Below are 24255 nucleotides of genomic sequence, written 5' to 3'. Positions count from 1 at the left end.
GCGGTTCAACGGACGGCGGCCAGCGCCTCGGGGAGGGTGAACCGGCCCGCGTACAGAGCCTTGCCCACGATCGCCCCCTCCACACCGTCGTCCACCAGTTCGGCGATCGCGGTGAGGTCGGCCAGGGCCGACACCCCGCCCGAGGCGATCACCGGCGCGTCGGTGGCCATGCACACCTCACGCAGCAGGTCCAGGTTCGGGCCGGTGAGGGTGCCGTCCTTGGTGACATCGGTGACGACGTAGCGGGAGCAGCCGTCGCGTTCCAGGCGTTCCAGTACCTCCCACAGATCGCCGCCGTCGCTGACCCAGCCGCGGCCGCGGAGCCGGTACTCCCCGTCGATCTGCTGCACATCCAGCCCGACCGCGACCCGCTCGCCGTACTCCGCGATCGCCCGGGCGCACCACTGCGGATCCTCGAGCGCGGCGGTGCCGAGGTTGACCCGGGCGCAGCCGGTGGCCATCGCGGCCTTCAGCGACGCGTCGTCACGGATACCGCCGGACAGTTCGACGGCCACATCCAGTTCACCGACGACCGCCGCGAGTAGCTCCCGATTGGATCCGCGGCCGAACGCCGCGTCCAGGTCGACCAGATGGACCCATTCGGCGCCGGCCTCCTGCCACGCCAGGGCCGCGTCGCGGGGCGAACCGTAACTGGTTTCACTGCCCGCCGCGCCCTGTACCAGGCGCACGGCCTCTCCATTGGCGACATCGACAGCGGGCAGCAGCACAAGACTCACTCGGAACAGCCTAGTGGGTGCGGCCGGGCGCAACCCATCCGCAGTCGGCACCGGACAGCCCGGCATCGGACAACCGAACGGTAGCCCGGGGTTCGCCCGCCACCGGTGGACCGGCGCAACCCGGCCGACGGCCGCCCGTTAAGGTGACATCACCCACTGGGGCGGTCGAGGTGCCCGCTACACTCGTCCCGAACGCGTGAGTGGTCAAGGACGCGGCATGTCACGATTTCGAGAAGGTTCGGAGTAGGCGCCATCGATACCGGTCAGTTGATCGCGGATCACTACCGCCTGGTCGAGCAGATTGGTAGCGGCGGCACAGGCGTGGTCTGGCGTGCCGTCGACGAGCGTCTGCAGCGGTCGGTGGCGATCAAGCAGATCCACATCAAACCCAGTCTGCCGCCCGCGGAGCGCGATGTGCTCCGCCAGCGCGCGACCCGGGAAGCCCGCAACGCGGCCCGGTTCCAGCATCCGAATGCCATCGTGGTCTTCGACATCACCGAACACGGCGGCGATCCGTGCCTGGTGATGGAGTACATGAAATCGCGCAGTCTGGCGCAGGTGCTGTCGGCGCAGGGTCCGCTGCCGCTACCGCAGGTCGCCCGGATCGGCGAACAGGTGGCCTCGGCGCTCATCGCGGCGCATCAGGCCGGCATCGTGCACCGTGACGTGAAACCGGGCAATGTGCTGCTCGACGATCACGGCACGGTGAAGATCACCGATTTCGGCATCTCCCGCGCCACCGGCGACGTGACACTCACCGAAACCGGCCTGATCTGCGGCACCGCCGCCTATCTCGCGCCGGAGGTGGCACGCGGCTCCGATCCGACCCCGGCCGCGGACGTCTTCGCGCTGGGCGCCACGCTCTTCCACGCGCTGGAGGGCGAGCCGCCGTTCGGCTCCGGCAATCCGCTCAAGGTGCTCTACGCGGCGGCCAACGGTCAGGTCAGCGAACCGCAGAATGCCGGGCCCGCCACCGATTTCGTGCTGGACCTGCTCAGCTCCGATCCACGGGACCGGCCGACCATGCGCGAGGCCCGGGAGGCGCTGGCCCGGTTCGCGGGCTACGACGGCGCCGCCTCCGAGCACGCCGGCTTCGTCCCGGCCCGGGAAGCCTTCGATCGCAACGGCCACGACCGCAACGGCCACGGCGGCGCCGCGGTCAGCACCATGGAATCCCCGGCGCCCGGCCGGTACGGCCCGGCCGAGGACACTCCGCCGCGGCGCCGGCCGGCACCACGATCGGCGGCGCGCAACGGACAGGAATCCCGCCCCCCGCGCCGGCCGGCGAACCATCCGCCCACCAGCACCCAGCCGGTCGCGCGGAAATCCGGCGGCAACGGCGGGGTCAAACGCGCGGTGGTCATCGGTGGTATCGCCGGGGCCGCGGTCGTCGGCGGCGTGCTGTTCTTCAACTCCACCGATTCCGGCGACAGCGGTTCGGCGCAGGCGGACACCTCGACCAGCGCCACCGTCTCGGAGTCGCCCGACATCCCGGCCGCCAGCGGTCCGGCGCTCGGTTCCACGGTCAGCACCGGCTCGGTCGAATGGGTCCAGGCGGGCCAGCTGATCGAACAGTTCTATCTCGATCCCGCCGGTTCGTGGTCGCTGCTCACCCCCGCCGCGCAGCAGGTGTACGGCAGCCAGCAGGAGTTCCAGCAGTACTGGTCGACCCGCACGGTGGACAATTTCAGCCGGATCGAGGCGTACAAGGGCAACAACCCCGACGGTTCGGTGGATATGCGGGTGAACAACCTCAGTTATGGAGGCCAGACCCGTAATCCGACCCTGCGGATCATCAGTTCCGGCGGCGGCCTGCTGATCGACAGCGATACCCGCTGACCGTCGGCCGGCTCCGGGGACGCCGGGGGCCGGCCGGGTTACGGTGTGCGGCATGGATATCCGGGGGATGCTCGCCGCCGAGCGCGCCGAAATGACCGCTCTGCTGCGGGACCTGTCCGAGGCGGAGTGGGATGCGCCCACCCTGTGCACCGGCTGGCGGGTGCGGGAGCTGGTGGCGCATCTGCGCTACGACAGCATCCCGCTCACCGAGTACGCCGGGATCACGATACGCAACCGCTTCTCCATCGACGGTGTCAACAACGCCATGGCCGCGATCGGGACGCGGCGGACACCGGCGCAACTGCTGGCCGAGTTCGCCGCGGCCCCGGGATCGGTCTCACGCCGGTGGCCCCGCCTCGGCCTCGCCGATCTGCTCGTCCACCAACAGGACATCCGCCGTCCGCTCGGCCGGACCCGCGATATCCCCGCCGACCGGTTGCGCGCCGTGCTCGACCGGCCCGACCCGTTCGCCCGTCCCGGGCGGTATACGAAGGGGTTACAGTTCGCCGCGACAGATTTCGACTGGGTCAAAGGGTCCGGTCCTGCGGTGCGGGGCCGGGGCGAGGCGCTAGCGTTGGCGATGGTAGGCCGTCCGGTGGTCCTCGACGAACTCGAGGGCGAGGGGGTGGCGGAACTGCGTCGCCGCTGCAGCTGAACATCAGTTCGCTCCACCGATGGGAGACGCGAACATGACCGAGTCCGCGCTGTCCGCGATGGGCAGGATGGTCGGTGAATGGAAGACGACCACGAGCCTGTACCCCGATATCACCGGGCATACGTCGATCGAGTGGATGCCCGACGCCCGGTTCCTGGTGGTCCGCTACACGGTCCCGGATCCCGGGGTCAGCTGGACCTGGCTCGTCGGCGCCGACGACCTGTACCAGGAGCGGCTCATCATCCTGCACTACGACCAGTTCGGCGAGCACCGCGTCTACCAGGGTTCCTTCGACGGACCGCTGTGGCGGGTGTGGCGCGATGCGCCCGGGCACTCGCAGCGGTTCACCGGGAACCTGGACGAGACGGGGACCACATTCCGCGCCACCTGGGAGCGCTCGGACTCCGAACTGGATCCGCGCAGCTGGGAGCACCGGCTCGATTTCATCTACACGCGGATCTCCTGATCACCGACCACGCGGATATTCGGTGGTAGCGGCCCGTTAGGCTTGGAACCGCACCCTGTGCTGATGTACCCAGGCCGGAGACAAGGACCGAAACCACCATGACATCCCGTATCGAGCTCGCCCGCGTGGATCTGCGCGGTCGCACTCCCACGACCGCGCAACTGCGCACCGCGCTGCCGCGCGGTGGTGTCGATGTGGACTCGGTACTGCATCAGGTGCGCCCCGTGGTGGAGGCCGTCCGTGACCGCGGCGCGGCCGCGGCGCTGGAATTCGGGGCGAAATTCGACGGGGTCACCCCGGACGCGGTACGCGTGCCGGCGCAGCGGCTCGCCGCGGCGCTGGACGAGCTGGATCCGGCGGTACGCGCCGCGCTCGAGGTCGCGATCGAGCGCACCCGCGCGGTCCACGCCGACCAGCGGCGCACCGACACCACCACCGAGGTGGTTCCGGGTGGGACGGTGACCGAGCGCTGGGTTCCGGTGGAGCGGGTCGGGCTGTACGTGCCCGGTGGTAATGCGGTCTATCCGTCCAGTGTCGTGATGAACGTGGTGCCGGCCCAGACCGCCGGGGTGGAATCGCTGGTGGTGGCCTCGCCGCCGCAGCAGCGGTTCGGCGGGCTCCCGCATCCCACCGTCCTGGCCGCCGCCCGGCTGCTCGGCGTCGACGAGGTGTGGGCGGTCGGCGGGGCCCAGGCGGTGGCGCTGCTGTCCTACGGCGGGACCGATACCGACGGCACCGAGCTCCTGCCGGTCGATCTGATCACCGGTCCGGGCAATATCTATGTGACCGCCGCCAAACGGCTCTGCCGCGGCCTGGTCGGGATCGACGCCGAGGCCGGTCCCACCGAGATCGCCGTACTGGCCGACGCCACCGCCGATCCGGTGCACGTGGCCGCCGACCTGATCAGCCAGGCCGAGCACGATGTGCTCGCCGCCAGCGTGCTGGTCACCGACAGCCCGGAACTCGCCGACGCGGTGGACGCGGCGCTCACCGCGCAGCTGACGGTGGTGAAACATGCCGAGCGCGTCACCACCTCGCTCACCGGGACCCAATCGGGCACCGTGCTGGTCGACGATATCGAGCAGGGCCTGCGGGTGGTCAACGCCTACGCCGCCGAACACCTCGAGATCCAGACCGCCGACGCCGCCGCCGTGGCCGCGCGGGTACGCAGCGCGGGCGCGATCTTCGTCGGCCCCTACGCGCCGGTCAGTCTCGGCGACTACTGCGCCGGTTCCAACCACGTCCTGCCCACGGCCGGGTGCGCCCGGCATTCGTCCGGGCTCAGCGTGCAGACCTTCCTGCGCGGAATCCATGTGGTGGAGTACAGCGAAACGGCCCTGAAAGATGTGGCCGGACATGTGGTCGCGCTGGCCGACGCCGAGGACCTGCCCGCCCACGGCCAGGCCGTCCGCGCGCGTTTCGAGACGCTGTCGTGACCGCCGCCGACGCCGCGGCGACGCCCGCGACCACGATTCCCGGATCCGCCATCGGACTCGACGCGCTCCCGCTGCGGGAGAACCTGCGCGGCAAATCCCCCTACGGCGCACCGCAGCTCAGCGTGCCGGTACAGCTCAACACCAACGAGAATCCGCATCCGCCCAGTCGCGCGCTGATCGACGATGTGGCCGAGGCGGTCCGGGCCGCGGCCGCCGATCTGCACCGCTATCCGGATCGCGACGCGGTGGCGCTGCGGGCCGACCTCGCCGCCTACCTCACCCGGCAGACCGGGGTCGCGGTGGACGCGGCCAATGTGTGGGCGGCCAACGGGTCCAACGAGATCCTGCAGCAGCTGCTGCAGGCGTTCGGCGGGCCCGGCCGGCGGGCACTGGGTTTCGTGCCCTCCTATTCGATGCACCCGATCATCTCCGAGGGCATCGATACCGAATGGGTCGAGGCGAAGCGGGGTGCCGATTTCGCGATCGATATCGACGCCGCCCTCGCCGCCCTCGCCGAACGCCGGCCGGACGTGGTCTTCGTGACCAGCCCGAACAACCCCACCGGGCACAGTATCGCGCCCGCGGATCTGGCCCGGATCCTCGACGCGGCCCCGGGCATCGTGATCGTGGACGAGGCCTACGCTGAGTTCTCCGCCGCGCCCAGCGCCGTGGGCCTGATCGACCGATACCCGGCCAAGCTGGTGGTGAGCCGGACGATGAGCAAGGCGTTCGCATTCGCCGGCGGTCGCCTCGGCTACCTGGTCGCCGCGCCCGCGGTCGTCGACGCGCTGCTGCTGGTGCGGTTGCCCTACCACCTGTCGGTGGTCACCCAGGCCGCGGCGCGGGCCGCGCTGCGCCATGCCGACGAAACACTGGCGAGCGTCGCCGAACTGGCCGCGCAGCGCGACCGGGTCGCCCGGGCGCTCACGGAGATGGGGTACGAGGTGGTCCCCAGCGACGCGAACTTCCTGCTGTTCGGGAAGTTCGCGGATTCCGCGCGTGCCTGGCAGCACTACCTGGACGAAGGTGTGCTCATCCGCGATATCGGGATCGGCGGTTATCTGCGCGCCTCCATCGGACTGGCCGCCGAGAACGACGAATTCCTGCGGGTCAGCGCGAAATTGGCCGCCACCGAACCGACAGCGCACAGCTGAGCACCGAGACGGAAGTGAGTATGAACCGAACCGCGCGGGTGGAGCGCACCACCAAGGAATCCAGCATCGTGGTGGAACTGGACCTCGACGGCACCGGCAGGACCGATATCGCCACCGGGGTGCCGTTCTACGACCATATGCTGACCGCGCTCGGCACCCACGCCAGTTTCGACCTGACCGTGCGCGCCGACGGCGATATCGAGATCGAGGCGCACCACACCGTCGAGGACACCGCGATCGTCTTCGGACAGGCGCTCGGGCAGGCACTCGGCGACAAAAAGGGCATCCGCCGTTTCGGCGACGCCTACATCCCGATGGACGAGACCCTGGCGCACGCCGCCGTGGACGTCTCGGGACGGCCCTACTGTGTGCACACCGGCGAACCCGATCACCTGCTGCACGCTGTCATCCCGGGCGCGCCGGTCCGCGGCCGCAACGACGCCGGGGCGCCGTACTCCACGGTGCTCAACCGGCACGTCTTCGAATCGATCGCCCTCAATGCGCGGATCGCGTTGCACGTCCGGGTGCTCTACGGCCGCGACCAGCATCACGTGACCGAGGCCGAGTACAAGGCGGTGGCCCGCGCACTGCGCGCCGCCGTGGAACCCGATCCGCGTGTCCAGGGTGTGCCCTCGACGAAGGGAGCGCTCTGATGGAGCGATACCGCGAAACCGCCGCCGCGACCGCAGGGACGGCCCCCGAGGTGATCCCTGCGATGCCGGGCCACCACGGACCGCAGGCCTCGCCCGCGGAGGCAGTGCTGTGACCTCGGTGGTGCTGTTGGATTACGGGTCCGGCAATCTGCACTCGGCCGAGCGAGCGCTGGTCCGGGCGGGCGCACAGGTCGAGGTGACCGCCGATCCCGAGGCCGCGCTGGCCGCCGACGGTCTGGTGGTCCCCGGGGTCGGCGCCTTCGCGGCCTGTATGGCCGGTCTGCGCGAAGTACGGGGAGAGCGGATCATCGGGCAGCGGCTGGCCGGTGGGCGGCCGGTCCTGGGTATCTGTGTGGGAATGCAGATCCTGTTCGACCGCGGTGTGGAGTTCGGGGTGGAGACCGAGGGATGCGGGGAATGGCCCGGTACCGTCGACAAACTGGACGCACCGGTCCTGCCGCATATGGGCTGGAACACCGTCACCGCCCCGGCCGACAGCGTGCTCTTCGCGGGGATGGACCCCGCCACCCGCTTCTATTTCGTGCACACCTACGCCGCCCGCACCTGGGAGCTGCCCCCCGCTGAGCACCTCGCCGCCCCCGGACTGACCTGGTGCGAGTACGGCACCGGCCGGTTCCTGGCCGCAGTGGAGAACGGCGCGCTGTCGGCGACGCAGTTCCACCCGGAGAAGTCGGGGGACGCCGGGGCACAGCTACTGTCCAACTGGGTGAAATCGCTCTGATCCGCTGCCGGACGCTACGCCGCGCATTTGGCGTTCGGCGGCGGCGGGGGCGCGGCCACGACGCCGCGGGCGACATCGACCACGTAGTCCCGGTTGCCGTCGAGCGGTTCGGTGCCCAGTGCGAGCCGCTCCACCACACAACCCGCCTCGAACAGGGCCGGGCCGATATTGTGGCGGCCCGGTTCGACCGTTCCGTTCAGGGTGCGCCCGCTCACGATCGAATACATCGTGCTGGGTTTTCCGGCGAGCATCAACGCGGCCCGCATCTGGGTACTGGCCGCGAACGGCACCACCTCGTCGGCGGTTCCGTGGATGAGGAAGGCATGCCGGATACCCATCCGGCCGGCCTGTAGCGCCGGCGACCGTTCCGCATAGGCGAGCGGGCAGGTCAACGGGACACAGTTACCCGCGTCCCGCTGGATCTGTGCCTGCAGCGCGGGGTAATCCGCGGCGGGCCCGGCCCAGTGAGTGGCCAGATCGGACGGGCCGAACGTATCGACCCAGTAGTCGAACAGTCCGGCGGGGCCGTAGGCGGCGGCCAGGCCGGAGGTCATCGCGCCCTGACTCCAGCCCCACAGAATGGTGCGCGCGACGCCGGGATGTGAACCCTTGTACCACCGGGTCGCGGCGACCAGGTCCTGCCATCCGGCCCACAGATTCCACTCCCCCGTACGCCACTGGGCACTGCCCCGCATATCCATGGACAGGACCGGGGTCCCGGTACGCGCGGCGATGGCGGTGACGTACTCGGCGTACTGGGCGGACGAACCCTTGTGCCCGTGCGCCGCGACGATCAGCGCGTTCCCGGGCGCGCAGCCCTGCGGTTCGTACACCAGGCCGGTGGCCTGCTCGCCCTCGACCGGTATCGAGACCGGTCGGGTCTGGACCAAGCACGCCTGGGTGGCGCCGGCGGGCGCGGCGGCCGGCAGGGCCGCCGCCGACGTCGCCAACAGCACCCCGGCCAGGAAGCTCATCACGCGTCTGCTCATCCTTCGAATATTCCACGGCCCGGTATACATTCGCAGGAACCGCGCCGCGCGATGTCGGATCCTCCCGTTAGCATCCGGGCCATGTATTCGATCAGTACCGCGCAGCGCCGGGCACGGATCGGTGTCCGGCACCGGCTCGCCGGCGGCCACCGCGGCGCCACCCCGGCCGAGATCGTGCGGTCGCTCGTGGTGCTGCACGCCACCGACCCGGCCACTGTGCACCTGTCGGTGGCGGCACGCGGTCACGATCTCGGCCCCGCGCAGGTGGAGCGGGCACTGTACGAGGACCGGTCGCTGGTGCGCATGCTGGCCATGCGGCGCACCATGTTCGTGGCACCGGTCGACCTGGTCCCCGTACTGCACGCTGCCTGCGGCGCCGATCTGGCCGCCAAGCAGCGCCGGATCTATGCGCGGTATCTGGAACAGGCGGGTATCGGCGGGGGCGACGCGGCGTCGTGGCTCGGCGAGGTCGCCGACCGTACCCATCGGGCGCTGCTGGCCCGGGGCAGCGCGACCGGGGCCCAGCTGAGCAAGGATGTCCCCGAACTGCGCACACAGATCGATACGGCGCCGGAGAAATCGTATTCACGGCCGTCGAATATCACGAGCTGGGTACTGGTGCTGCTCGGTACCGAGGGCCGGATCGTGCGGGCCCGGCCGAATGGCGGCTGGTCGAGCAGCCAGTACTCCTGGGCGCCGGTGGAGTCCTGGTTGTCCGGGCCCCTGCGCGAATTCGGGATCGACGACGCGCGCATCGAATTGGTGCGGGCCTGGTTACGCGCGTTCGGTCCGGCGCCGATCGGCGATATCAAGTGGTGGACCGGGTGGACGCTGGGTCAGGTGCGCAAGGCGTTGGCCGGACTGGACACCGTGGAGGTCGAGTGGGAGGGCGGCACCGGACTGCTCCTGGCCGACGACCTCGAACCGGTGGCCGATCCGTCACCGTGGGCCGCGCTGCTGCCCGCGCTGGATCCGACTCCGATGGGCTGGCAGTCGCGCGCCTGGTATCTGGGCGAACATCGGTCACTGCTGTTCGACCGCAACGGCAATATCGGGCCGAGCATCTGGTGCGACGGCCGGATCGTCGGCGGCTGGGCCCAGCGCAAGGACGGTGAGATCGTGACCCGGCTCCTGGAGGATATCGGCGCGGACGCCACCACGCTGATCGACGCGGAGGCCGAACGGGCCGCCGGCTGGTTCGGTGAGATGCGCCCGATCCCGCGCTTCCGCACCCCGCTGGAGCGGGAACTCACCGCATGAGACCGGCCGCCCGGGCGAAGTAGATTGTCCGATATGCGAATTCGTTCCTTCCGAGAAACCGACCGTGACGCGTTGCGGCTGTTGTTCGCCCGCGCCGGGGCCGGTTCCCCGACCGAGAGTTTGTGGGGGCACCCGGAATCGGAAGCCGCGATCTACCTCGAGCCGTATATGGATCACGAGCCGGAGTCGCTGTTCCTCGCCGAGGAGGACGGGGTACTCGTCGGCTACCTCACCGGCTGCCTCGACGGCGAGAAATTTCCCGGGGAGGACGGCCGGATCGCGCAGGCCATCCGGGCGCACCGCCTGGTCCTGCGGCGTCGTCCGGCCGCGTTCTTCGCCCGCAGCGCCTTCGACGCGGCCGCCACGGCATTGCGCCGCTCTCCCACCGCCGGTGAGATCCACGATCCGCGCTGGCCGGCGCATCTGCACATCAATGTGGTGCCCTCGGCCCGGGGCACCGGCGCCGCGGCGGGCCTGATGGATCGCTGGTTCGAGCGGTTGACCGCGGCCGGTTCCTCGGGCTGCCATCTGCAGACCCTGGTGGAGAACACCAGGGCGGTGCGTTTCTTCGAACGGATGGGGTTCACCCCCTACGGCCCCACTCCACCGGTCCCCGGTCTGCGGTACCGGGGCGAGCGGGTCCATCAGCGCACCATGGTCCGCGACTGCTGATTCCGCGAGCGCGCTCCGTCACCCCGGTGGTGAGCCGCCGGAAACGGTGGACCAGCTACCGCTGGCCACGGCGGCGAGCTCGGTCCGGACAACATCGGCATCGCAGCGACGATGTTCTCGACCTGACGTGTGGTCTGTTCGGCGGCGTCGACGCGCCCGAGCGCGATTCGCCGTCGACGAGATGGCGGAAGAAGTACGGCATCGTGGTCGGGAACATCGGCCGCCGCTCGAATCCGCCGGCGACGGCGAGCAGTTCGCGGCGGCCGTGGCGGAAACGGCCCGCTTCGATGAGTGCGACCCCGTGCACCAGCGATGCATGCCAGGCGAACAGCACGTTCGGCGCCTGCGCGTTCACCCGGACGGCCAGCGCGCCGGAGGCGAGGATTCGGCTGTCCGGCCCGACAGCATCAGCAGCCGGCAGTGTGTCGCCTCGGTCAACGCCACCATCGGCGAGTTGCCGAGCAGCAGTGCGCTTTCCACAGCCTTCGCCGCGGACGCGAGCCCGGCCTCCAACCGCATCAGCAGGGCGAGTGCGTGCAGATGCTGGAGCTCCACCAGATGCCTGCCGTGGCCGGTATCCGCGACCCGGGACCCGCCGCGACCGCGGCATCCGCGCCGTTCATCCAGTGAATACTCGTTCCGGGAGGACAACTGTCGTGGTCGCTGATCGTGTTGTTCGCCGCGTGGGCGACCACGGCGTTCGGTGTCATGAGTCTGCTGCCGTCGTTCTATCGCGAGGCGGGTATCGACCCGGCCACGGCGGGACTACTCCTCGGGATCGCGGCCGCCGCCTGGCTGCCGGCCGCGGCGTTGTTCCCCGGATGGGTACGCCGCGCACCCACCCTGCTGCTCGTCGTCGCCACCGTGACCCCCGCGCTGGGATTACTGGGCCTGTCCCGGTATCCGCAGACGGTGCCGTGGCTGTGGGCCGCGGCGATCGGGGTGGGGCTGGGAACTCTGTCGCTCATCCTGAGCCTGATCTCGCTGTGCGCGCCAGACCCCGCCTCGGTGACGGTCCTGTCGGCGACGACCCACGGAATCGGTTACGCGCTGGCGGGTGTGGGCGTCGCGACGCAGAGCGCCCTGCACCTGTGGTCCGGATCCTGGGCACCGGTCACCTGGTTGCTGGCCGGTCTGTGCCTGCTGCAACTCCTCGCGGGTGCGGCCGTGCCGCGCCACCCGGAGGTGGTCACGCCTCGCCGCGGGCCGTGGCCGTCGCATGCGCGTCGAGGATCCGGGTGAGCAGACCGACGAGCGTGCGCCGCTCGGCCGCCGAGAGCGCGGTGAGCAGTTCGTCCTGCGCCCGGTCCAGCCGGCGGTCCAGTTCGTCGAGGTGCGCGCTGCCCGGTTCGGTGAGGGTGACGATATTGCGGCGGCGGTCCTCGGGATCGGCGGCCCGGACGGCGAAGCCGCGGGCGACCAGTTCGTTGAGGACCGCCACCATATCGCTGCGGTCGATACCGGTGCGCCGCCCGAGTTCGGCCTGACTGGCGGCGCCGGCCTCCCGCAGGGTGGTGAGTACGGCGTAGTGGTATCGCCGCGATCCGGTATCGGCCAGCGCCTGCTCGGTGGCGCGATCGGCGAGTAGCGCGGTCTGGTTGATCAGCCGGGTCGGCAGGGAACGCAGCCTGCCGGGGACATCCTCGTGCGCGATCTTCATATCCGGAATCTAGCAAGCAATTGTTGGCAACTCCCACAAAGCCGGATACTGTTGGCCATTCCAACATTGGTTACGCCAACAGAATTGGAAGGTCTCGCCATGCGAATCCGCTCCCGTCACCTGCTCCGCACCGTCCTGCCGGCCACCGCGCTCGACGCCGCCGGTCGCCGCGTCGCGACCGCCGCCCCTGCACGCGCGTTACGCGAACTCACCGACCGCGCCGAGATCACCGCCCTGGTGGATCGGTTGTCCCGGGCACTGGACGAGGGGGATTTCGACTGCTTCCGCACGATCTATACCGCCGACGCCACCGCGCGCACCCCGGGCGGGGAGGCCCGCGGCCGCGACGCTCTCACCGCGCAGGCGGCGCGAACGCACTGCTCCGACAGAGTGATCCAGCATTTCGTCAGCAATATCGCCATCGACCTGGCCGGGGACAGCGCGGAGGTCAGGGCGAACCTGCTCGCCGTCTTCGCTCCGGCCCCCACGGACAACGCATTACCGGGCCCCGGCTACACACTGGGCGAGGTCTACCGCTTCGCCGCGCGGCGAACCGCCGAGGGCTGGCGGCTGACCCGGGTGCATTCGATTCCGCTCTGGTCGGTCGGGACCCGGTTCTGAGCGCTGCGCGGCACCCGGTCGGGACCGGTCAGCGTGTCGCCCATGGCGCGGCGATCAGCGCCTCGGTATCCGCCTCCGAGATATCGATATCGAAAACCTCGCCGAGCACCTTCCCCAGTTCGGTGAGGTCCAGTTCCCGGGAATCACTCGTCCCGTCCGGATACTCGGTGGTCAGCGTGCGGCCGTCGAGTGTGTGATGGACACCGGGAAGGAACCGCTGCACGTACGGCCGCTGCGTGAACGGCGAGCGCGGTGAGGTGGAGACGAAATGGTTCCCCACCTCGTAGTCGATCCGGTACTGCGGTTCCAGCGTGAAGGTGTAGCGATCGACCCAGCCGGCCGAGGCGAACTGGTGCAGCACCCACTGGTCGCCACCCAGTTCGTCCCGGGTGCGTTCGAGCCGGAAGCGCCAGCCGCCGAGCAGGAACTCGTCCGGGCGTTCGACCAGCGGATAGGGTTCGGACGGCCCGGCTCCGAAACCCACATCGGCCAGCCACGCCCGGTCGTCGTCGGAGACGGTGATCCGCAGCAGCGCGTGGGTGGCCGGACGCAGCCCGCCCGATCCCATGGTGACGCGGCCGGACAGTCCGGTGACACCGAATCCGAAGCGCTCCAGCGCCGCCGCGAACAGGGTGACGTTCTCATAGCAGTACCCGCCGCGGCGCCGCCGGATCAGCTTGTCCCGCAATGCTTCCAGATCCAACGACACCGGCCGCCCCAGCACCGCCTCCAGGTTCTCGAACGGCACCGCGGTGGTGTGCGCGGCCACCAGCTCACGCAGCACGGACAGCGTCGGAGTACGCGGACCGGTGTATCCGATCCGCGTCAGATACGCGTCCAGGTCCAGTGCTGCGCCGTTCCAGTGATAGGCGGCATCGGCCGGTTTCGACATGTCATCCCTTTCGCCCTTTTACGCAACGAGCAACCGCGCGCATTCGCCGGATGTTCCGCGTCCACGCGAGCGCGCTGCCCACCGATCCCCACACCCCGGGTGATCGACGAACGGATCCGCCGGAGACGAGCCGCTCGGTTACATGTCGAGACCCAGATCCAGCACTCGGACCGAATGGGTCAGCGCGCCCACCGCCAGGAAATCGACACCGGTGCGCGCGTAGTCGGCGGCCATGTCGAGGGTGAGACCGCCGGAGGATTCCAGTTTCGTCTCCGGCGCCACGGCATTGCGGCGCTGGACCGCGGCCTGGGTCTGCCAGAGCGGGAAATTGTCGAGCAGGACCAGCTGTACCCGCTCGCCGAGGACGGCGTCGAGCTGGTCGAGATCGTCGACCTCGACCTCGCAGTCGATCTCCGGCGCGGCGGCGCGGACGGCACGCAGCGCCTCGACCACCGACCCCGCGGCGACGACGTGGTTGTCCTTGATCAGCGCGGCGTCGCCCAGGCCCATGCGATGGTTCACGCCCCCACCGGCGCGCACCGCGTACTTCTGCAGGGCGCGCAGACCGGGCAGCGTCTTGCGGCTGTCCCGGATCCGGCAGCCGGTGCCCTCGACCGCGTCCACCCAGTCGGCGGTGGCGCTGGCGATACCCGAGAGGTGACACATCAGGTTGAGCATGGTGCGTTCGGCGGTGAGCAGGCCGCGGGTCGGCGCCACCAACGCCAGCACCGTCTGCCCGGGCGTGATCCGGGTACCGTCGGCGACCCGCTCGATGACTTCGTAGCCGCCGGCGCCGATCACCTCGTCGAGCACCAGCAGTCCGATATCGATCCCGGCGACGGTGCCCGGCTGCCGGGCCACCACTGCCGCCTCGACCGCCGCGTCCGCCGGGACGGTGGCCGTGGTGGTGATATCGGGCCCGTAACGCAGATCCTCGTTCAGCGCGGTCCGGATGAGATCGCGAACTTCCTCGGGATCCAGACCGGAATCCACACTCATTGCCTTCTCCTCGTTCTCGGTGGCGACCACAGAGGTCATCCGAGCGCTCACGACGGTGCCGCCACGGGCGTCGGTTCGGTGATCACTCGCGGCGCGCCGTTCTTGTCCAGGCGCACCGCGATCGGCTGCGCCGAGCTCGGCGCCGGCCGCGGATGATCGGCGCGGGTGTGGCAGCCGCGGCTCTCGGTGCGCACTCGGGCCGCCAGCAACAACGCCCGCGCGGTGACGGTCAGCGCGGCGTCCTCGAAGCGGGCCACAGTGCCCGCGGGTGTCCCGGGCCGCGACACCGGTACCACGGCCGGTTCGTCGCCGGGCGCGGTGTCGAGCACCCGGGCCGCCCGGGCCAGCCCGGCGCCGTCGCGCACGACCGCGGCGTGCTCGGTCATCGCCTGCTGGAGCGCCGGTCGCGGAACCACCGGCCGCTCCTCGACCGGCCCGCCCGGCACCTGCGCCGGTTCGCCCACCCGCTCCAGCGCGGCCAGCCCGGCCCGCTCGCCCATCACCAGACCCTCGAGCAGGCTGTTGGAGGCCAGCCGGTTGGCGCCGTGCAGACCGGTCCGCGCGACCTCTCCGGCCGCGTAGAGCCCGCGCACGCAGGTGCGCCCGTGCAGATCGGTGACCACACCACCGCACTGGTAGTGCGCGGCGGGCGCCACGGGGATCAGATCGCTGCGCGGGTCGATACCCGCCGCACGGCAGGACATGGTGATCGTCGGGAACCGCCGGCCGAAATCCGGGACCTCCCGGGCGTCGAGGTACACATGGTCCTCGCCGAGCGAGCGCATCCGCGCCGCGATGGCCCGTGACACCACGTCCCGCGGCGCCAGATCACCGCGCGGATGGACCCCGGCGGTCACCGAGCCACCCCGCGCGTCCACCAGCCGCGCGCCCTCACCGCGCACCGCCTCACTGATCAGCGGCTGCCTGCCGAAACCGTCGGGCGTGTACAGGACCGTGGGATGGAACTGCACGAATTCCAGATCCGCCACCGCCGCACCGGCCCAGAGCGCCAGCGCGACGCCGTCGGCCGTCGCGCCGGCCGGGTTGGTGCTCAATGCGTACAGCTGCCCGAGACCACCGGTCGCGAGCAACACCGCCGGCGCGTGCACCAGGCCGAGGCCACGCTCGGAGACCGCGAGAACCCCCTGGACACCGGACGCGCCGGTGATCACCTCCAGCACCGCGGTGCCGAACAGCACCGGCAGCCCGGCCGCCGACAGCGCCCGCTGCACTTCCGCGCCGGTGGCGTCGCCGCCGGCATGGATGATGCGGCGGGTGCTGTGCCCGCCCTCCCTGGTCCGCGACACCTGCCCGTCCCGGCCGAGGTCGAACACCGCGCCCAGATCGGTGAGGGCCGCCACCGCGTCCGGGCCGCCGGCGACGATGGAACGCACCGCCTCGGGATCGCACAGCCCGCCGCCGGCGGCGAGGGTATCGGCGACATGGGAGTCCACCGAATCCCCGTGCGGCGCGACCACGGCGATCCCGCCCTGGGCGTACTGCGTGGCGGTATCGGCCGGGCCGCCCTTGCTCAGGATCAGCACTCGCGCCCCGGCCCGCGCGGCCGCCCGCGCGGCCGTCAGCCCGGCGACCCCGCCGCCGATCACCACCAGGTCGGCGCGGTCCTCCCATATCCGATCGAGTCGATCGGGCATCACGTACTCCACGTCCGCTGGGACTGTGTCACGCCCGGACCGGCGTCATTCGCCGCCGCCCGGGGTGCCGATCTCGATCATCCGCTGGACCGAATGCCGGGCCAGGGCCGCGGTCTCCGGGTCGACATGGACCTCGTCGCGGTTCTCCTCGAGGCAGCGCAGCAGCGCGGCCGGGGTGATCATCTTCATGTACTTGCAGGCGGCACGATCGTTCACGGCCCGGAAATCGATACCCGGGGCGGCCTTGCGCAACTGGTGCAGCATGCCCACCTCGGTCGCGACCAGCACCTGGTTCGATTTCGCGGCGCGGGCGGCGTCGATCATGCCGCCGGTCGACAGGATGTGCACCCGGTCGGCGGGGAATTCGCCCTCGCCGGCCAGGTACAGCGCCGAGGTGGCGCAACCGCATTCGGGGTGCACGAAGAGCTCGGCGTCGGGATGGGCGCGGGCCTGGTCGTTGAGTTCGTCGCCGTTGATCCCGGCGTGCACATGGCATTCGCCCATCCAGATGTGCATGTTCTCGCGCCCGGTCTCGCGCTTGACGTGCGCGCCGAGGAACTGGTCGGGCAGGAACAGCACCTCGCGGCCGGGGTCGATCGAGGCGACCACGTCCACGGCGTTGGACGAGGTGCAGCAGATATCGGTGAGCCCCTTCACCGCCGCGGTGGTGTTCACGTACGACACCACCACCGCGCCCGGATGCTCGGCCTTCCAGTCGCGCAGTTCCTCGGCGGTGATCGAATCCGCGAGCGAGCATCCGGCGCGCTCGTCGGGGATCAGCACGGTCTTCTCCGGGCTCAGGATCTTCGCGGTCTCGGCCATGAAGTGCACACCGCAGAAGACGATGGTCTCCTCGGGCGCCTCGGCCGCGATCCGGGACAGCGCCAGCGAGTCACCGACGTGATCGGCCACGTCCTGGATCTCGGGCAGCTGGTAATTGTGCGCGAGAATGGTGGCGTTGCGCTGCCGGGCCAGGCGTTTCACCTCGGCCGCCCATTCCGGTGTCGCCTCGACCCCGGTGTAGCCCGACGGCCCGTCGCTGATCCGCTCCCGCAGTGCGGTACCCGGCGCCGGGGCCAATTCTGCTCCCATCGTCGCCATGGTCGCTCCTTCCTCCGCGCGATCGACCCCTGTGCCGATTCGCACTCAACCAGGTTTTCGACTTATGATCGAAAACGTGGACCAGTTTAGCACCATCCATGAATCGCTCACCGCGGTGTTCCAGGTTCGCCGCTTCCCCGCCGACAACGCAGCAGGTCACAGCAGTACGAAGACCGCGGACCGCCGCCCGCCACGCCAGCAGCGGGAACTCGCGGTGCTGCTGTGGCAGCGCGCGCTGGACCCGCAGCGCGGCACCTGGTCGCTACCCGGCGGCCGGTTGCGCAACGACGAGGACCTCGATACCTCGGCCCGGCGGCAGCTGGCCGAGAAGGTGGACGTACGCGAGGTGGACCACCTCGAGCAGCTGTCGGTGTTCAGCGCCCCCGACCGCGTCCCCGGGCCGCGCCGGATCGCCTCGGCCTATCTGGGCCTGGTCCCCCTCACCGCCGACCCGCGACTGCCGGAGGACACCTCCTGGCACCGGGTGGCCGCCCTCCCGCAGATGTCGTTCGATCACGGCACCGTGGTCGAACACGCCCGGGCGCGACTGGCCGCGAAACTCTCCTACACCAATATCTCCTTCGCCCTGGCGCCGGATCGGTTCACCATGTCCACGCTGCGCGAAATCTATTGCGCGGCACTGGGCTACGACGTGGATACGACCAACCTGCAACGGGTCCTGACCAGACGCAAGGTGATCACACCCACCGGGGACACCGCCGCCCCGGGCCGGGCCGGCGGACGCCCCGCCTCGGTCTACCGGTTCAGCGATTCCGGACTGCGCGTCACCGACGAATTCGCCGCGCTGCGGCCACGCGCCTGACCCACTACCGCCCCGCGGGCGCTCCGGGCGCACGCCCCGGGACCACCCGCACCGCGGGCCGGCGGTGGGATCAGGTCCGCAGATCCGGCCGCGGTACCGGTTGCCTCTCCGGACGCCGGGCCCCGCGGTCCAGCGGCCAGACGAGCACCTCGATCACCCAGAACAGCAGGAGGAACACCGTCACCACCGCGGTGGGGATCAGCAGGAACAGGATGGACAGCACCGCGATCACCGTGAACACCGCCAGCGCCGGCGGGGACACACCCTGCAGCCGGCTACCGAACCGCACCGCCGCCCACATCATCCAGCGGCGCGGCAGTGAGACCGCGCATTCGCGCAGCGCCCGCCGGAACAGCCCGTCGGCGTCGACCTTGCTCACCAGCTCCGAGCGGAGCAGGTAGTCGTGCAGGATGGCCGCCCGCGTATACACGCCATAGCGCGGTATCAGCCACACCACCGGTCGCGGCACCGAGGCGAAATCGGTCCGGAATCCGACGGGTACCTCGAAGTGTTCGTCCGCGCCCGCGTAACCCAGCGGTTCCCGGACTCTCCAGAACGTCCCATCGATCTCCTCGACCACGAGCGCACTGGTGAACCCCACGAAGCAATCTCCCTGTCGTCACAACGAATTCGCTCAGCCTACGACCGCGGGGGCCGGCCCCGGTAACCGACTGCGCCGCCGGCCCGTCCCCGGGACAGTGGGCAGCCGAGGGCGGGCCACCGGGCAGCTCGCAGCGGGCGGCGGCCGTCGGGCCCGAAACGCGGACCGCCGTCTGCCGAGCGTCGGCCGTCGGGTCCCCGAGGACCGACCGCTGATCGCCGAGCGCGATCTCGTCGCGGCGACCGGGAGGGCGTGCGCCTGCCCCGAGTCACCCGCGCGATCGCTCGGCGCGACCATCGCCGCCCGAGACACCGGCCCGATCGCACAGCACCACCGTCACCGCCCGCGGCCGGCGGCTCAGCTCCGCGGGCCCGGCGGGCCAGCGGGCGGGCCGCCGGTGGCCTCTTCGCCGGGGCCCGCCGGCGCACCGGCTCGGGCCGGATCGGCGGATGGCGCGGCGCCGGACGGAACCGGCTCATGAGCGACGTCTTCGGGTTCCGCTTCGGCGTACGGCTGGGGGTGGGAATCACCGAAGGCACTGACGAAACCGGTCCCGAGGTCCTCGGCCGGACTCAGCCCGGCCAGCAGCAGGATCACCAATCCGGCCAGCAGCGGCTGCAACACGAGCGCGAAGTGACTGTCCAGTTCCACCGGCAACGCGACGATCCGGCCCACCGGGGGATCCTCCGGCCGCGGGTTGTCCCAGGCGACGACCGCGTTCCCGACCCACGCCATGACCCAGGCGCCGGCCACCGAACCCAGTAGCAGCCCGGCGCACTGGAGAGGCCCCCGCCTCCGCCGCCACCGCCAGGCCGCCACCGCCGACAGGAAACCGGTGACCGCCCCGGCGCCGGCGAACAGCGCGGTCGCGTCGAATCGGTGCAGGCTCTCCCCGACCAGCGCCGCGCCGCGGCCCGGCTCGACCACCAGCACCCGTTCGGTCGGCGCCAGCAGACCCCACAGGGCCCCCACCAGCACGCTCACCAGGACCACCACGAGCAGCAGGACGAGGGCGGCGCGCGCCTCCCGGCGCGTCCCGGCCCGGTTGCGTCCGGGCATCGCTACCGCCTTTCCAGGCGGGCGGAATCGATCCGCCCGTGCCGGGAGCAGGTCGCCCACCAGCCGTCGGGGTCGATCTGCACCACCATCCGGCGGCCGCAGTGCTCGCAGAACCGCGGCGGTTCCAGCCCCAGTTGCACCGCCCGGGCGATAGGTTCGTCGAGCCCGGGCACGATCGGCCGGCCCGTGAACGGGTTGTAGCGCGCGTCCATATCGCCGACAGTACTCACGGCCTCGGTCCTTTCCCGGCCGACATCGCCGATCAGAAGGTCTCGTTGAGAGCTTTGATCGGCATCTCGAGTTCACCGAGCAGGTCCAGGTCCTGTTCGGCGGGCCGTCCGAGGGTGGTGAGGTAGTTGCCCACGATCACCGCGTTGATACCGCCGAGGATGCCCTGGCGGGCGCCGAGATCACCGAGGGTGATCTCGCGGCCCCCGGCGAACCGCAACAGCGTCCGCGGCAGGGCGAGCCGGAACGCCGCGACGGCGCGCAACGCGTCGGCGGCGGGGAGGACCTCGAGGTCACCGAAGGGCGTGCCCGGCCGTGGGTTGAGGAAGTTCAGCGGGACCTCGTCGGGTTCGAGCTCGGCCAGGTCCGCGGCGAATTCGGCACGCTGCTCCAGGCTTTCGCCCATGCCCAGGATGCCACCGCAGCAGACCTCCATCCCGGCCGCGCGCACCATCCGCAGCGTGTTCCAGCGTTCTTCCCAGCTGTGTGTGGTGACCACGTTCGGGAAGTAGGACCGCGCGGTCTCCAGGTTGTGGTTGTAGCGGTGCACACCCATGGCGGCCAGCCGGTCGACCTGGTCCTGGGTGAGCATGCCGAGCGAACAGGCGACCTGGATGTCGACCTCGTTACGGATGGCCTCGACTCCGGCGGCCACCTGGGCCATCAGCCGTTCGTCGGGACCGCGTACCGCGGCGACGATGCAGAATTCGGTGGCACCGGTCTTGGCGGTCTGCTTGGCCGCCTCCACCAGGCTCGGGATATCCAGCCAGGCCGCCCGCACCGGTGACTGGAACAGCCCCGATTGGGAGCAGAAATGGCAGTCCTCCGGGCAGCCTCCGGTTTTGAGGCTGATGATGCCCTCGACCTCCACTTCGGGACCGCACCACTTCATCCGGACCTCGTGCGCGAGCTCGAGCAGCGGTTCTAGGCGGTCGTCGCCGAGGCGCAGGACATCGAGGGTCTGCTCCCGGGTCAGACCGATACCGCGTTCCAGGACCTGCTCCCGTGCCTCGGTCAGCACGTCCTCGGTGGTCGCGGTGGTATCGGGTGTCCCGGCGGGTGCCTGTGTCACGGGCGGATCCCTTCGTCCGAAAGGTTTTTCCTGGTGCCGTCTGCGCGGACCCAGAACTTGAACAGTGTTCAGGACAGGGTAGCGCCAAAGCTTGAACAGTGTTCAGGCTGGGGTAGCGTCAGGAGGAGTCAGCGATATCGGGAGGTCCGCACCGTGCAGTTACACCGGGACGACGTCGTGGACGGCGCCATCGCCATCCTCGACCAGTACGGCCTGGCCGACCTCACCATGCGCCGGCTCGCCGGCGCGCTGCGGGTCCAGCCCGGCGCGCTGTACTGGCATTTCCCGAACAAACAAGCACTGCTCGGCGCCGTGGCCGACCGGATCCTCGCTCCCATGGAGCACCCGGTGCGCGCCGGCGACTGGGCCGGGGCACTCGCCGAACTGGCGCATCGGCTCCGCGACTGCCTGCTCACCTACCGGGACGGCGCGGAACTGGTCTCGGCGACCTACGCCTCCCGCCTGACCACGAGCAAGGGCCGGGAACGGCTCGCCGCCGCGGTCATTCGCGCGGGCATCCCCCGCGCGGAGGCCGAACTCGCCGCGTACACCTTGCTGTACTACGTACTCGGGCACACCGTCGACGAACAGTCCCGGATGCAGATGGACTCCGCCGGCGCCCTCGCCGCGGACGGCACCCTCGCCGCGTCCGAGGATCCGACGGCCCGCTTCGATTTCGGCCTGCAACTGTTCATCGCCGGAATCCGGCACCGCCTCGGCGCCGAGGTCCGCTGACCGCGGCGTGGCGCGATCCCGGACCGGCGGGGTACTCGACACCACCTTGAACACCGTTCAAGTATGGTGCCTTCGTGACCTCGGATCCACTGGGCTGGCTCGACGACCACGCCGCCGCGCGCACGACCGCCGGACTACGCCGGCGTCTCCGACCGCGCCCGGCCGCCACGACCGGCCTGGATCTGGCGTCCAACGACTATCTCGGGCTCACCCGGCACCCCGAGGTGATTGCGGGAGCCGTCGAGGCCGTGCACCGGTGGGGCGCGGGGTCCACCGGTTCCCGGCTGGTCACCGGCACGACCACCGAGCACGAACTCCTGGAAGCCGAACTGGCCGAATTCACCGGATGCGCGGCCGGGCTGGTGTTCGCCTCCGGCTACGCCGCCAACCTGGGCGCGGTCACCGCGCTGGCCGGCCGGGGTTCGCTGATCGTCTCCGACGCCGGCTGCCATGCCTCCCTCGTGGACGCCTGCCGGTTGTCCCGGGCCCGGGTGGAGATCGCCCCACATCGCGATATCGGCGCGGTGCGCCGGCTACTGGCCACCCGCGGCGAGGAACGCGCCCTGGTCCTCACCGATTCGGTGTTCAGCGCCGACGGTGACCTCGCGCCGCTGGCCGAACTCCATCGGGTGACCCGTGCCCACGGCGCGGTACTGCTGGTCGACGAGGCACACGGGCTGGGCGTCCGCGGCGACGGCGGCCGCGGACTCGTCCACGAGACCGGGCTGGCCGGCGAACCCGATGTGGTGGTGACCGCCACCCTGTCGAAAGCGCTCGCCGCCCAGGGCGGCGTCGTTCTCGGTGCTGGACGGGTCCGGGCGCATCTGATCGATACGGCGCGCACCATGATCTTCGACACCGGTCTGGCGCCGGCCGCCGTGGGCGCCGCCCGCGCCGCGCTGCGAATCCTGCGCCGCGACCCCGGACTGCCCCGGCGCGTCCTGGACCGTGCGGCCGAGATAGCCCGGATCGCCGCGGTACCGACCCCCGATTCGGCGGTCGTCCCGGTGGTACTGGGCAACCCCCGCGTCGCCTACGAGGCTGCCCTGGCCTGCCGCGAACAGGGCGTGGAGGTCGGCTGCTTCCGGCCCCCTTCGGTCCCGGAGGGCACGTCCCGGTTGCGGATCACCGCCCGCGCCGACCTGTCCGCCGCCGACCTCGCCACCCTCGCCGCCGTCCTGACCCCGATACTCGTCCGGGCCCGCGACACCGGGGCGGTCGCGATATGACTCTGCTGTTCGTCACCGGCACCTCGACCGAGGTCGGCAAAACCGTCACCACCGCCGCGCTGGCCGCGGTCGCCCGCGCGGCCGGTCGCGAGGTCGCCGTCTGCAAACCGGCCCAGACCGGTATCGCCCCCGGCGAACCCGGCGATCTGGCCGTCGTCACCGCCCTCGCCGGGGTGACCCGCACCGTCGAACCGGCCCGCTACCCCGAACCCCTGGCCCCCGCCACGGCCGCCCGCCGCTGCGGCGCCCCGCTGCTCACCTTGGCCGAGACCGTCGCCGCGGTCACCACTCTCGAGACCGCCGACCTGGTGCTGGTGGAAGGCGCGGGCGGATTGCTGGTCCGGCTCGGCGAATTCACGCTGCTCGATCTCGCCCGGGAACTAGCCGCCCCGGTACTGGTGGTCGCCGCCCCCGGCCTCGGCACCCTCAATCACAGCGAACTCACCACCTGGGCGCTGCGGCAGGCGGGGGTGGAATGCGCGGGCCTGGTGGTGGGTTCGTGGCCCGACCGGCCCGATCTCGCGACCCGGACCAACCGCGCGGACCTACCACGGGTCACCGGTGTCGAACTCGTCGGCGCCGTACCGGCGGGTGCGGGTTCGTGGAGCCCGGCGCGTTTCCGGGCGGCGGCCCCGGGCTGGTTCGACCGGTCCTGGGCCGAGCGGTATCTCGGCCCGGCCGATACCGGAACGGACATTCGCCCACCGATCGCCGGCTCGGCTCCCTAGAGTTTCCGGATATGGCCACCACGCGCCCATACCGGGAAATCACGGCGTTACGCGTCGTCGCCACCCCGGCCTCGGCCGACTGCGAAGCGGTACACACCGGGAGGGTGTCCGGCGGATCGCCCGTGGGGGTGCCGCCGAACGACCCACCCGGCCGGGGTGTCCGGCCGGGCGAACTCGACGCGCTCGCGGAGGGCCGAGAACAGGCGTGCCCGGCCGGATCTCCACTGCCCTGCCGGTAGCCGTACGAGG

28 protein-coding genes are annotated in these 24255 nt (G+C 70.8%); 15 read left to right on the top strand and 13 right to left on the bottom strand.

Annotated features, from left to right (window positions below; all coding sequences use genetic code 11):
- Window positions 1-5: 5 nt before the first annotated feature.
- Entirely contained in the window at window positions 6-737 is a 732-nt protein-coding gene (priA, locus tag ABZV91_RS14025) for a bifunctional 1-(5-phosphoribosyl)-5-((5-phosphoribosylamino)methylideneamino)imidazole-4-carboxamide isomerase/phosphoribosylanthranilate isomerase PriA (RefSeq protein ID WP_355240396.1), read from the bottom strand.
- Window positions 738-1004: 267 nt separating this feature from the next.
- Here priA and ABZV91_RS14020 point away from each other — a divergent pair, with 267 nt between their 5' ends.
- The 7 genes from ABZV91_RS14020 to hisH all read left to right on the top strand — a co-directional run bounded on the left by ABZV91_RS14020 (window position 1005) and on the right by hisH (window position 7682).
- On the top strand, window positions 1005-2576 hold the full coding sequence (locus tag ABZV91_RS14020) for a serine/threonine-protein kinase (RefSeq protein WP_355240393.1): 1572 nt from the start codon (window positions 1005-1007) through the stop codon (window positions 2574-2576).
- Between the two features lie 52 nt (window positions 2577-2628).
- The gene (locus ABZV91_RS14015) at window positions 2629-3231 is read left to right on the top strand and encodes a maleylpyruvate isomerase family mycothiol-dependent enzyme (protein WP_355240390.1); all 603 of its coding nucleotides are present in this window, start codon (window positions 2629-2631) and stop codon (window positions 3229-3231) included.
- A 34-nt stretch (window positions 3232-3265) separates the two neighbouring features.
- Window positions 3266-3697, top strand: coding sequence for a hypothetical protein (locus ABZV91_RS14010; RefSeq protein ID WP_355240387.1), 432 nt, complete (start codon window positions 3266-3268; stop codon window positions 3695-3697).
- A 98-nt stretch (window positions 3698-3795) separates the two neighbouring features.
- Complete coding sequence (hisD, locus tag ABZV91_RS14005; RefSeq protein WP_355240384.1) at window positions 3796-5133, top strand: histidinol dehydrogenase; 1338 nt, start codon at window positions 3796-3798, stop codon at window positions 5131-5133.
- Entirely contained in the window at window positions 5130-6287 is a 1158-nt protein-coding gene (locus ABZV91_RS14000; protein WP_355240381.1) for a histidinol-phosphate transaminase, read from the top strand. Before hisD ends, ABZV91_RS14000 begins: the two co-directional genes overlap by 4 nt.
- Before the next feature lie 20 nt (window positions 6288-6307).
- On the top strand, window positions 6308-6940 hold the full coding sequence (gene hisB, locus ABZV91_RS13995) for an imidazoleglycerol-phosphate dehydratase HisB (protein WP_355240378.1): 633 nt from the start codon (window positions 6308-6310) through the stop codon (window positions 6938-6940).
- 109 nt (window positions 6941-7049) lie between these two features.
- A complete protein-coding gene (gene hisH / locus ABZV91_RS13990) occupies window positions 7050-7682 on the top strand; it encodes an imidazole glycerol phosphate synthase subunit HisH (RefSeq protein WP_355240375.1) in 633 nt (210 codons plus the stop codon).
- 14 nt (window positions 7683-7696) lie between these two features.
- On the opposite strand, the gene ABZV91_RS13985 is transcribed toward hisH, so the two are convergent.
- On the bottom strand, window positions 7697-8671 hold the full coding sequence (locus ABZV91_RS13985; protein ID WP_355240372.1) for a prolyl oligopeptidase family serine peptidase: 975 nt from the start codon (window positions 8669-8671) through the stop codon (window positions 7697-7699).
- 81 nt (window positions 8672-8752) lie between these two features.
- Between ABZV91_RS13985 and ABZV91_RS13980 the strand changes: the two genes are divergently transcribed.
- Entirely contained in the window at window positions 8753-9931 is a 1179-nt protein-coding gene (locus tag ABZV91_RS13980) for a winged helix DNA-binding domain-containing protein (protein ID WP_355240369.1), read from the top strand.
- 33 nt (window positions 9932-9964) lie between these two features.
- On the top strand, window positions 9965-10603 hold the full coding sequence (locus ABZV91_RS13975; RefSeq protein ID WP_355240366.1) for a GNAT family N-acetyltransferase: 639 nt from the start codon (window positions 9965-9967) through the stop codon (window positions 10601-10603).
- Between the two features lie 55 nt (window positions 10604-10658).
- Here ABZV91_RS13975 and ABZV91_RS13970 read toward each other — a convergent pair whose 3' ends face one another.
- A complete protein-coding gene (locus tag ABZV91_RS13970; RefSeq protein WP_355240363.1) occupies window positions 10659-10958 on the bottom strand; it encodes a hypothetical protein in 300 nt (99 codons plus the stop codon).
- A complete protein-coding gene (locus tag ABZV91_RS13965) occupies window positions 10955-11158 on the bottom strand; it encodes a hypothetical protein (RefSeq protein ID WP_355240360.1) in 204 nt (67 codons plus the stop codon). Before ABZV91_RS13965 ends, ABZV91_RS13970 begins: the two co-directional genes overlap by 4 nt.
- Window positions 11159-11272: 114 nt before the next feature.
- On the opposite strand from ABZV91_RS13965, the gene ABZV91_RS13960 reads away from it, so the two are divergent.
- Window positions 11273-11845 (top strand): hypothetical protein, encoded by a 573-nt coding sequence (locus tag ABZV91_RS13960; protein ID WP_355240357.1) that lies wholly within the window; start codon window positions 11273-11275, stop codon window positions 11843-11845.
- Here the strand turns inward: ABZV91_RS13960 and ABZV91_RS13955 are convergent.
- Window positions 11793-12263 carry a MarR family transcriptional regulator gene (locus tag ABZV91_RS13955; protein WP_355240354.1) on the bottom strand — a complete coding sequence of 157 codons (471 nt, stop codon included), beginning with the start codon at window positions 12261-12263 and terminating at the stop codon, window positions 11793-11795. The two genes, ABZV91_RS13960 and ABZV91_RS13955, sit on opposite strands and share 53 nt — an antisense overlap.
- A 99-nt stretch (window positions 12264-12362) precedes the next feature.
- On the opposite strand from ABZV91_RS13955, the gene ABZV91_RS13950 reads away from it, so the two are divergent.
- On the top strand, window positions 12363-12884 hold the full coding sequence (locus tag ABZV91_RS13950) for a nuclear transport factor 2 family protein (protein WP_355240351.1): 522 nt from the start codon (window positions 12363-12365) through the stop codon (window positions 12882-12884).
- Between the two features lie 28 nt (window positions 12885-12912).
- On the opposite strand, the gene ABZV91_RS13945 is transcribed toward ABZV91_RS13950, so the two are convergent.
- The 4 genes from ABZV91_RS13945 to nadA form a co-directional block, all read right to left on the bottom strand.
- On the bottom strand, window positions 12913-13776 hold the full coding sequence (locus ABZV91_RS13945; RefSeq protein ID WP_355240348.1) for an arylamine N-acetyltransferase: 864 nt from the start codon (window positions 13774-13776) through the stop codon (window positions 12913-12915).
- 138 nt (window positions 13777-13914) lie between these two features.
- Window positions 13915-14775, bottom strand: a complete 861-nt coding sequence (gene nadC / locus ABZV91_RS13940; protein ID WP_355240435.1) for a carboxylating nicotinate-nucleotide diphosphorylase — start codon at window positions 14773-14775, stop codon at window positions 13915-13917.
- Window positions 14776-14822: 47 nt separating this feature from the next.
- On the bottom strand, window positions 14823-16430 hold the full coding sequence (locus ABZV91_RS13935) for an L-aspartate oxidase (RefSeq protein ID WP_355240345.1): 1608 nt from the start codon (window positions 16428-16430) through the stop codon (window positions 14823-14825).
- 45 nt (window positions 16431-16475) lie between these two features.
- Window positions 16476-17522, bottom strand: coding sequence for a quinolinate synthase NadA (gene nadA / locus ABZV91_RS13930; RefSeq protein WP_355240432.1), 1047 nt, complete (start codon window positions 17520-17522; stop codon window positions 16476-16478).
- An 85-nt stretch (window positions 17523-17607) separates the two neighbouring features.
- Here nadA and ABZV91_RS13925 point away from each other — a divergent pair, with 85 nt between their 5' ends.
- Window positions 17608-18354 (top strand): NUDIX domain-containing protein, encoded by a 747-nt coding sequence (locus tag ABZV91_RS13925; protein WP_355240342.1) that lies wholly within the window; start codon window positions 17608-17610, stop codon window positions 18352-18354.
- A gap of 70 nt (window positions 18355-18424) precedes the next feature.
- On the opposite strand, the gene ABZV91_RS13920 is transcribed toward ABZV91_RS13925, so the two are convergent.
- The 4 genes from ABZV91_RS13920 to bioB form a co-directional block, all read right to left on the bottom strand.
- Window positions 18425-18955 (bottom strand): DUF1353 domain-containing protein, encoded by a 531-nt coding sequence (locus ABZV91_RS13920; protein WP_355240340.1) that lies wholly within the window; start codon window positions 18953-18955, stop codon window positions 18425-18427.
- Window positions 18956-19312: 357 nt separating this feature from the next.
- Window positions 19313-20014: a DUF2567 domain-containing protein gene (locus ABZV91_RS13915; protein WP_355240337.1), complete on the bottom strand. Its 702-nt coding sequence runs from the start codon at window positions 20012-20014 to the stop codon at window positions 19313-19315.
- Window positions 20015-20016: 2 nt separating this feature from the next.
- A complete protein-coding gene (locus ABZV91_RS13910; protein WP_039823871.1) occupies window positions 20017-20226 on the bottom strand; it encodes a hypothetical protein in 210 nt (69 codons plus the stop codon).
- A 50-nt stretch (window positions 20227-20276) separates the two neighbouring features.
- The gene (bioB, locus tag ABZV91_RS13905) at window positions 20277-21314 is read right to left on the bottom strand and encodes a biotin synthase BioB (protein ID WP_355240334.1); all 1038 of its coding nucleotides are present in this window, start codon (window positions 21312-21314) and stop codon (window positions 20277-20279) included.
- Window positions 21315-21467: 153 nt separating this feature from the next.
- Between bioB and ABZV91_RS13900 the strand changes: the two genes are divergently transcribed.
- The 3 genes from ABZV91_RS13900 to bioD all read left to right on the top strand — a co-directional run bounded on the left by ABZV91_RS13900 (window position 21468) and on the right by bioD (window position 24006).
- Window positions 21468-22049 carry a TetR/AcrR family transcriptional regulator C-terminal domain-containing protein gene (locus tag ABZV91_RS13900; protein WP_355240331.1) on the top strand — a complete coding sequence of 194 codons (582 nt, stop codon included), beginning with the start codon at window positions 21468-21470 and terminating at the stop codon, window positions 22047-22049.
- 74 nt (window positions 22050-22123) lie between these two features.
- The gene (locus ABZV91_RS13895) at window positions 22124-23278 is read left to right on the top strand and encodes an 8-amino-7-oxononanoate synthase (RefSeq protein ID WP_355240328.1); all 1155 of its coding nucleotides are present in this window, start codon (window positions 22124-22126) and stop codon (window positions 23276-23278) included.
- Complete coding sequence (bioD, locus tag ABZV91_RS13890) at window positions 23275-24006, top strand: dethiobiotin synthase (RefSeq protein ID WP_355240325.1); 732 nt, start codon at window positions 23275-23277, stop codon at window positions 24004-24006. Before ABZV91_RS13895 ends, bioD begins: the two co-directional genes overlap by 4 nt.
- Window positions 24007-24255 lie beyond the last annotated feature (249 nt).

The organism is Nocardia sp. NPDC004568 (assembly GCF_040609955.1).
Lineage (GTDB): Bacteria > Actinomycetota > Actinomycetes > Mycobacteriales > Mycobacteriaceae > Nocardia.
The sequence above is the reverse complement of the archived record's forward strand: the minus strand, read 5'-3'. Positions and strand labels throughout refer to the sequence as shown.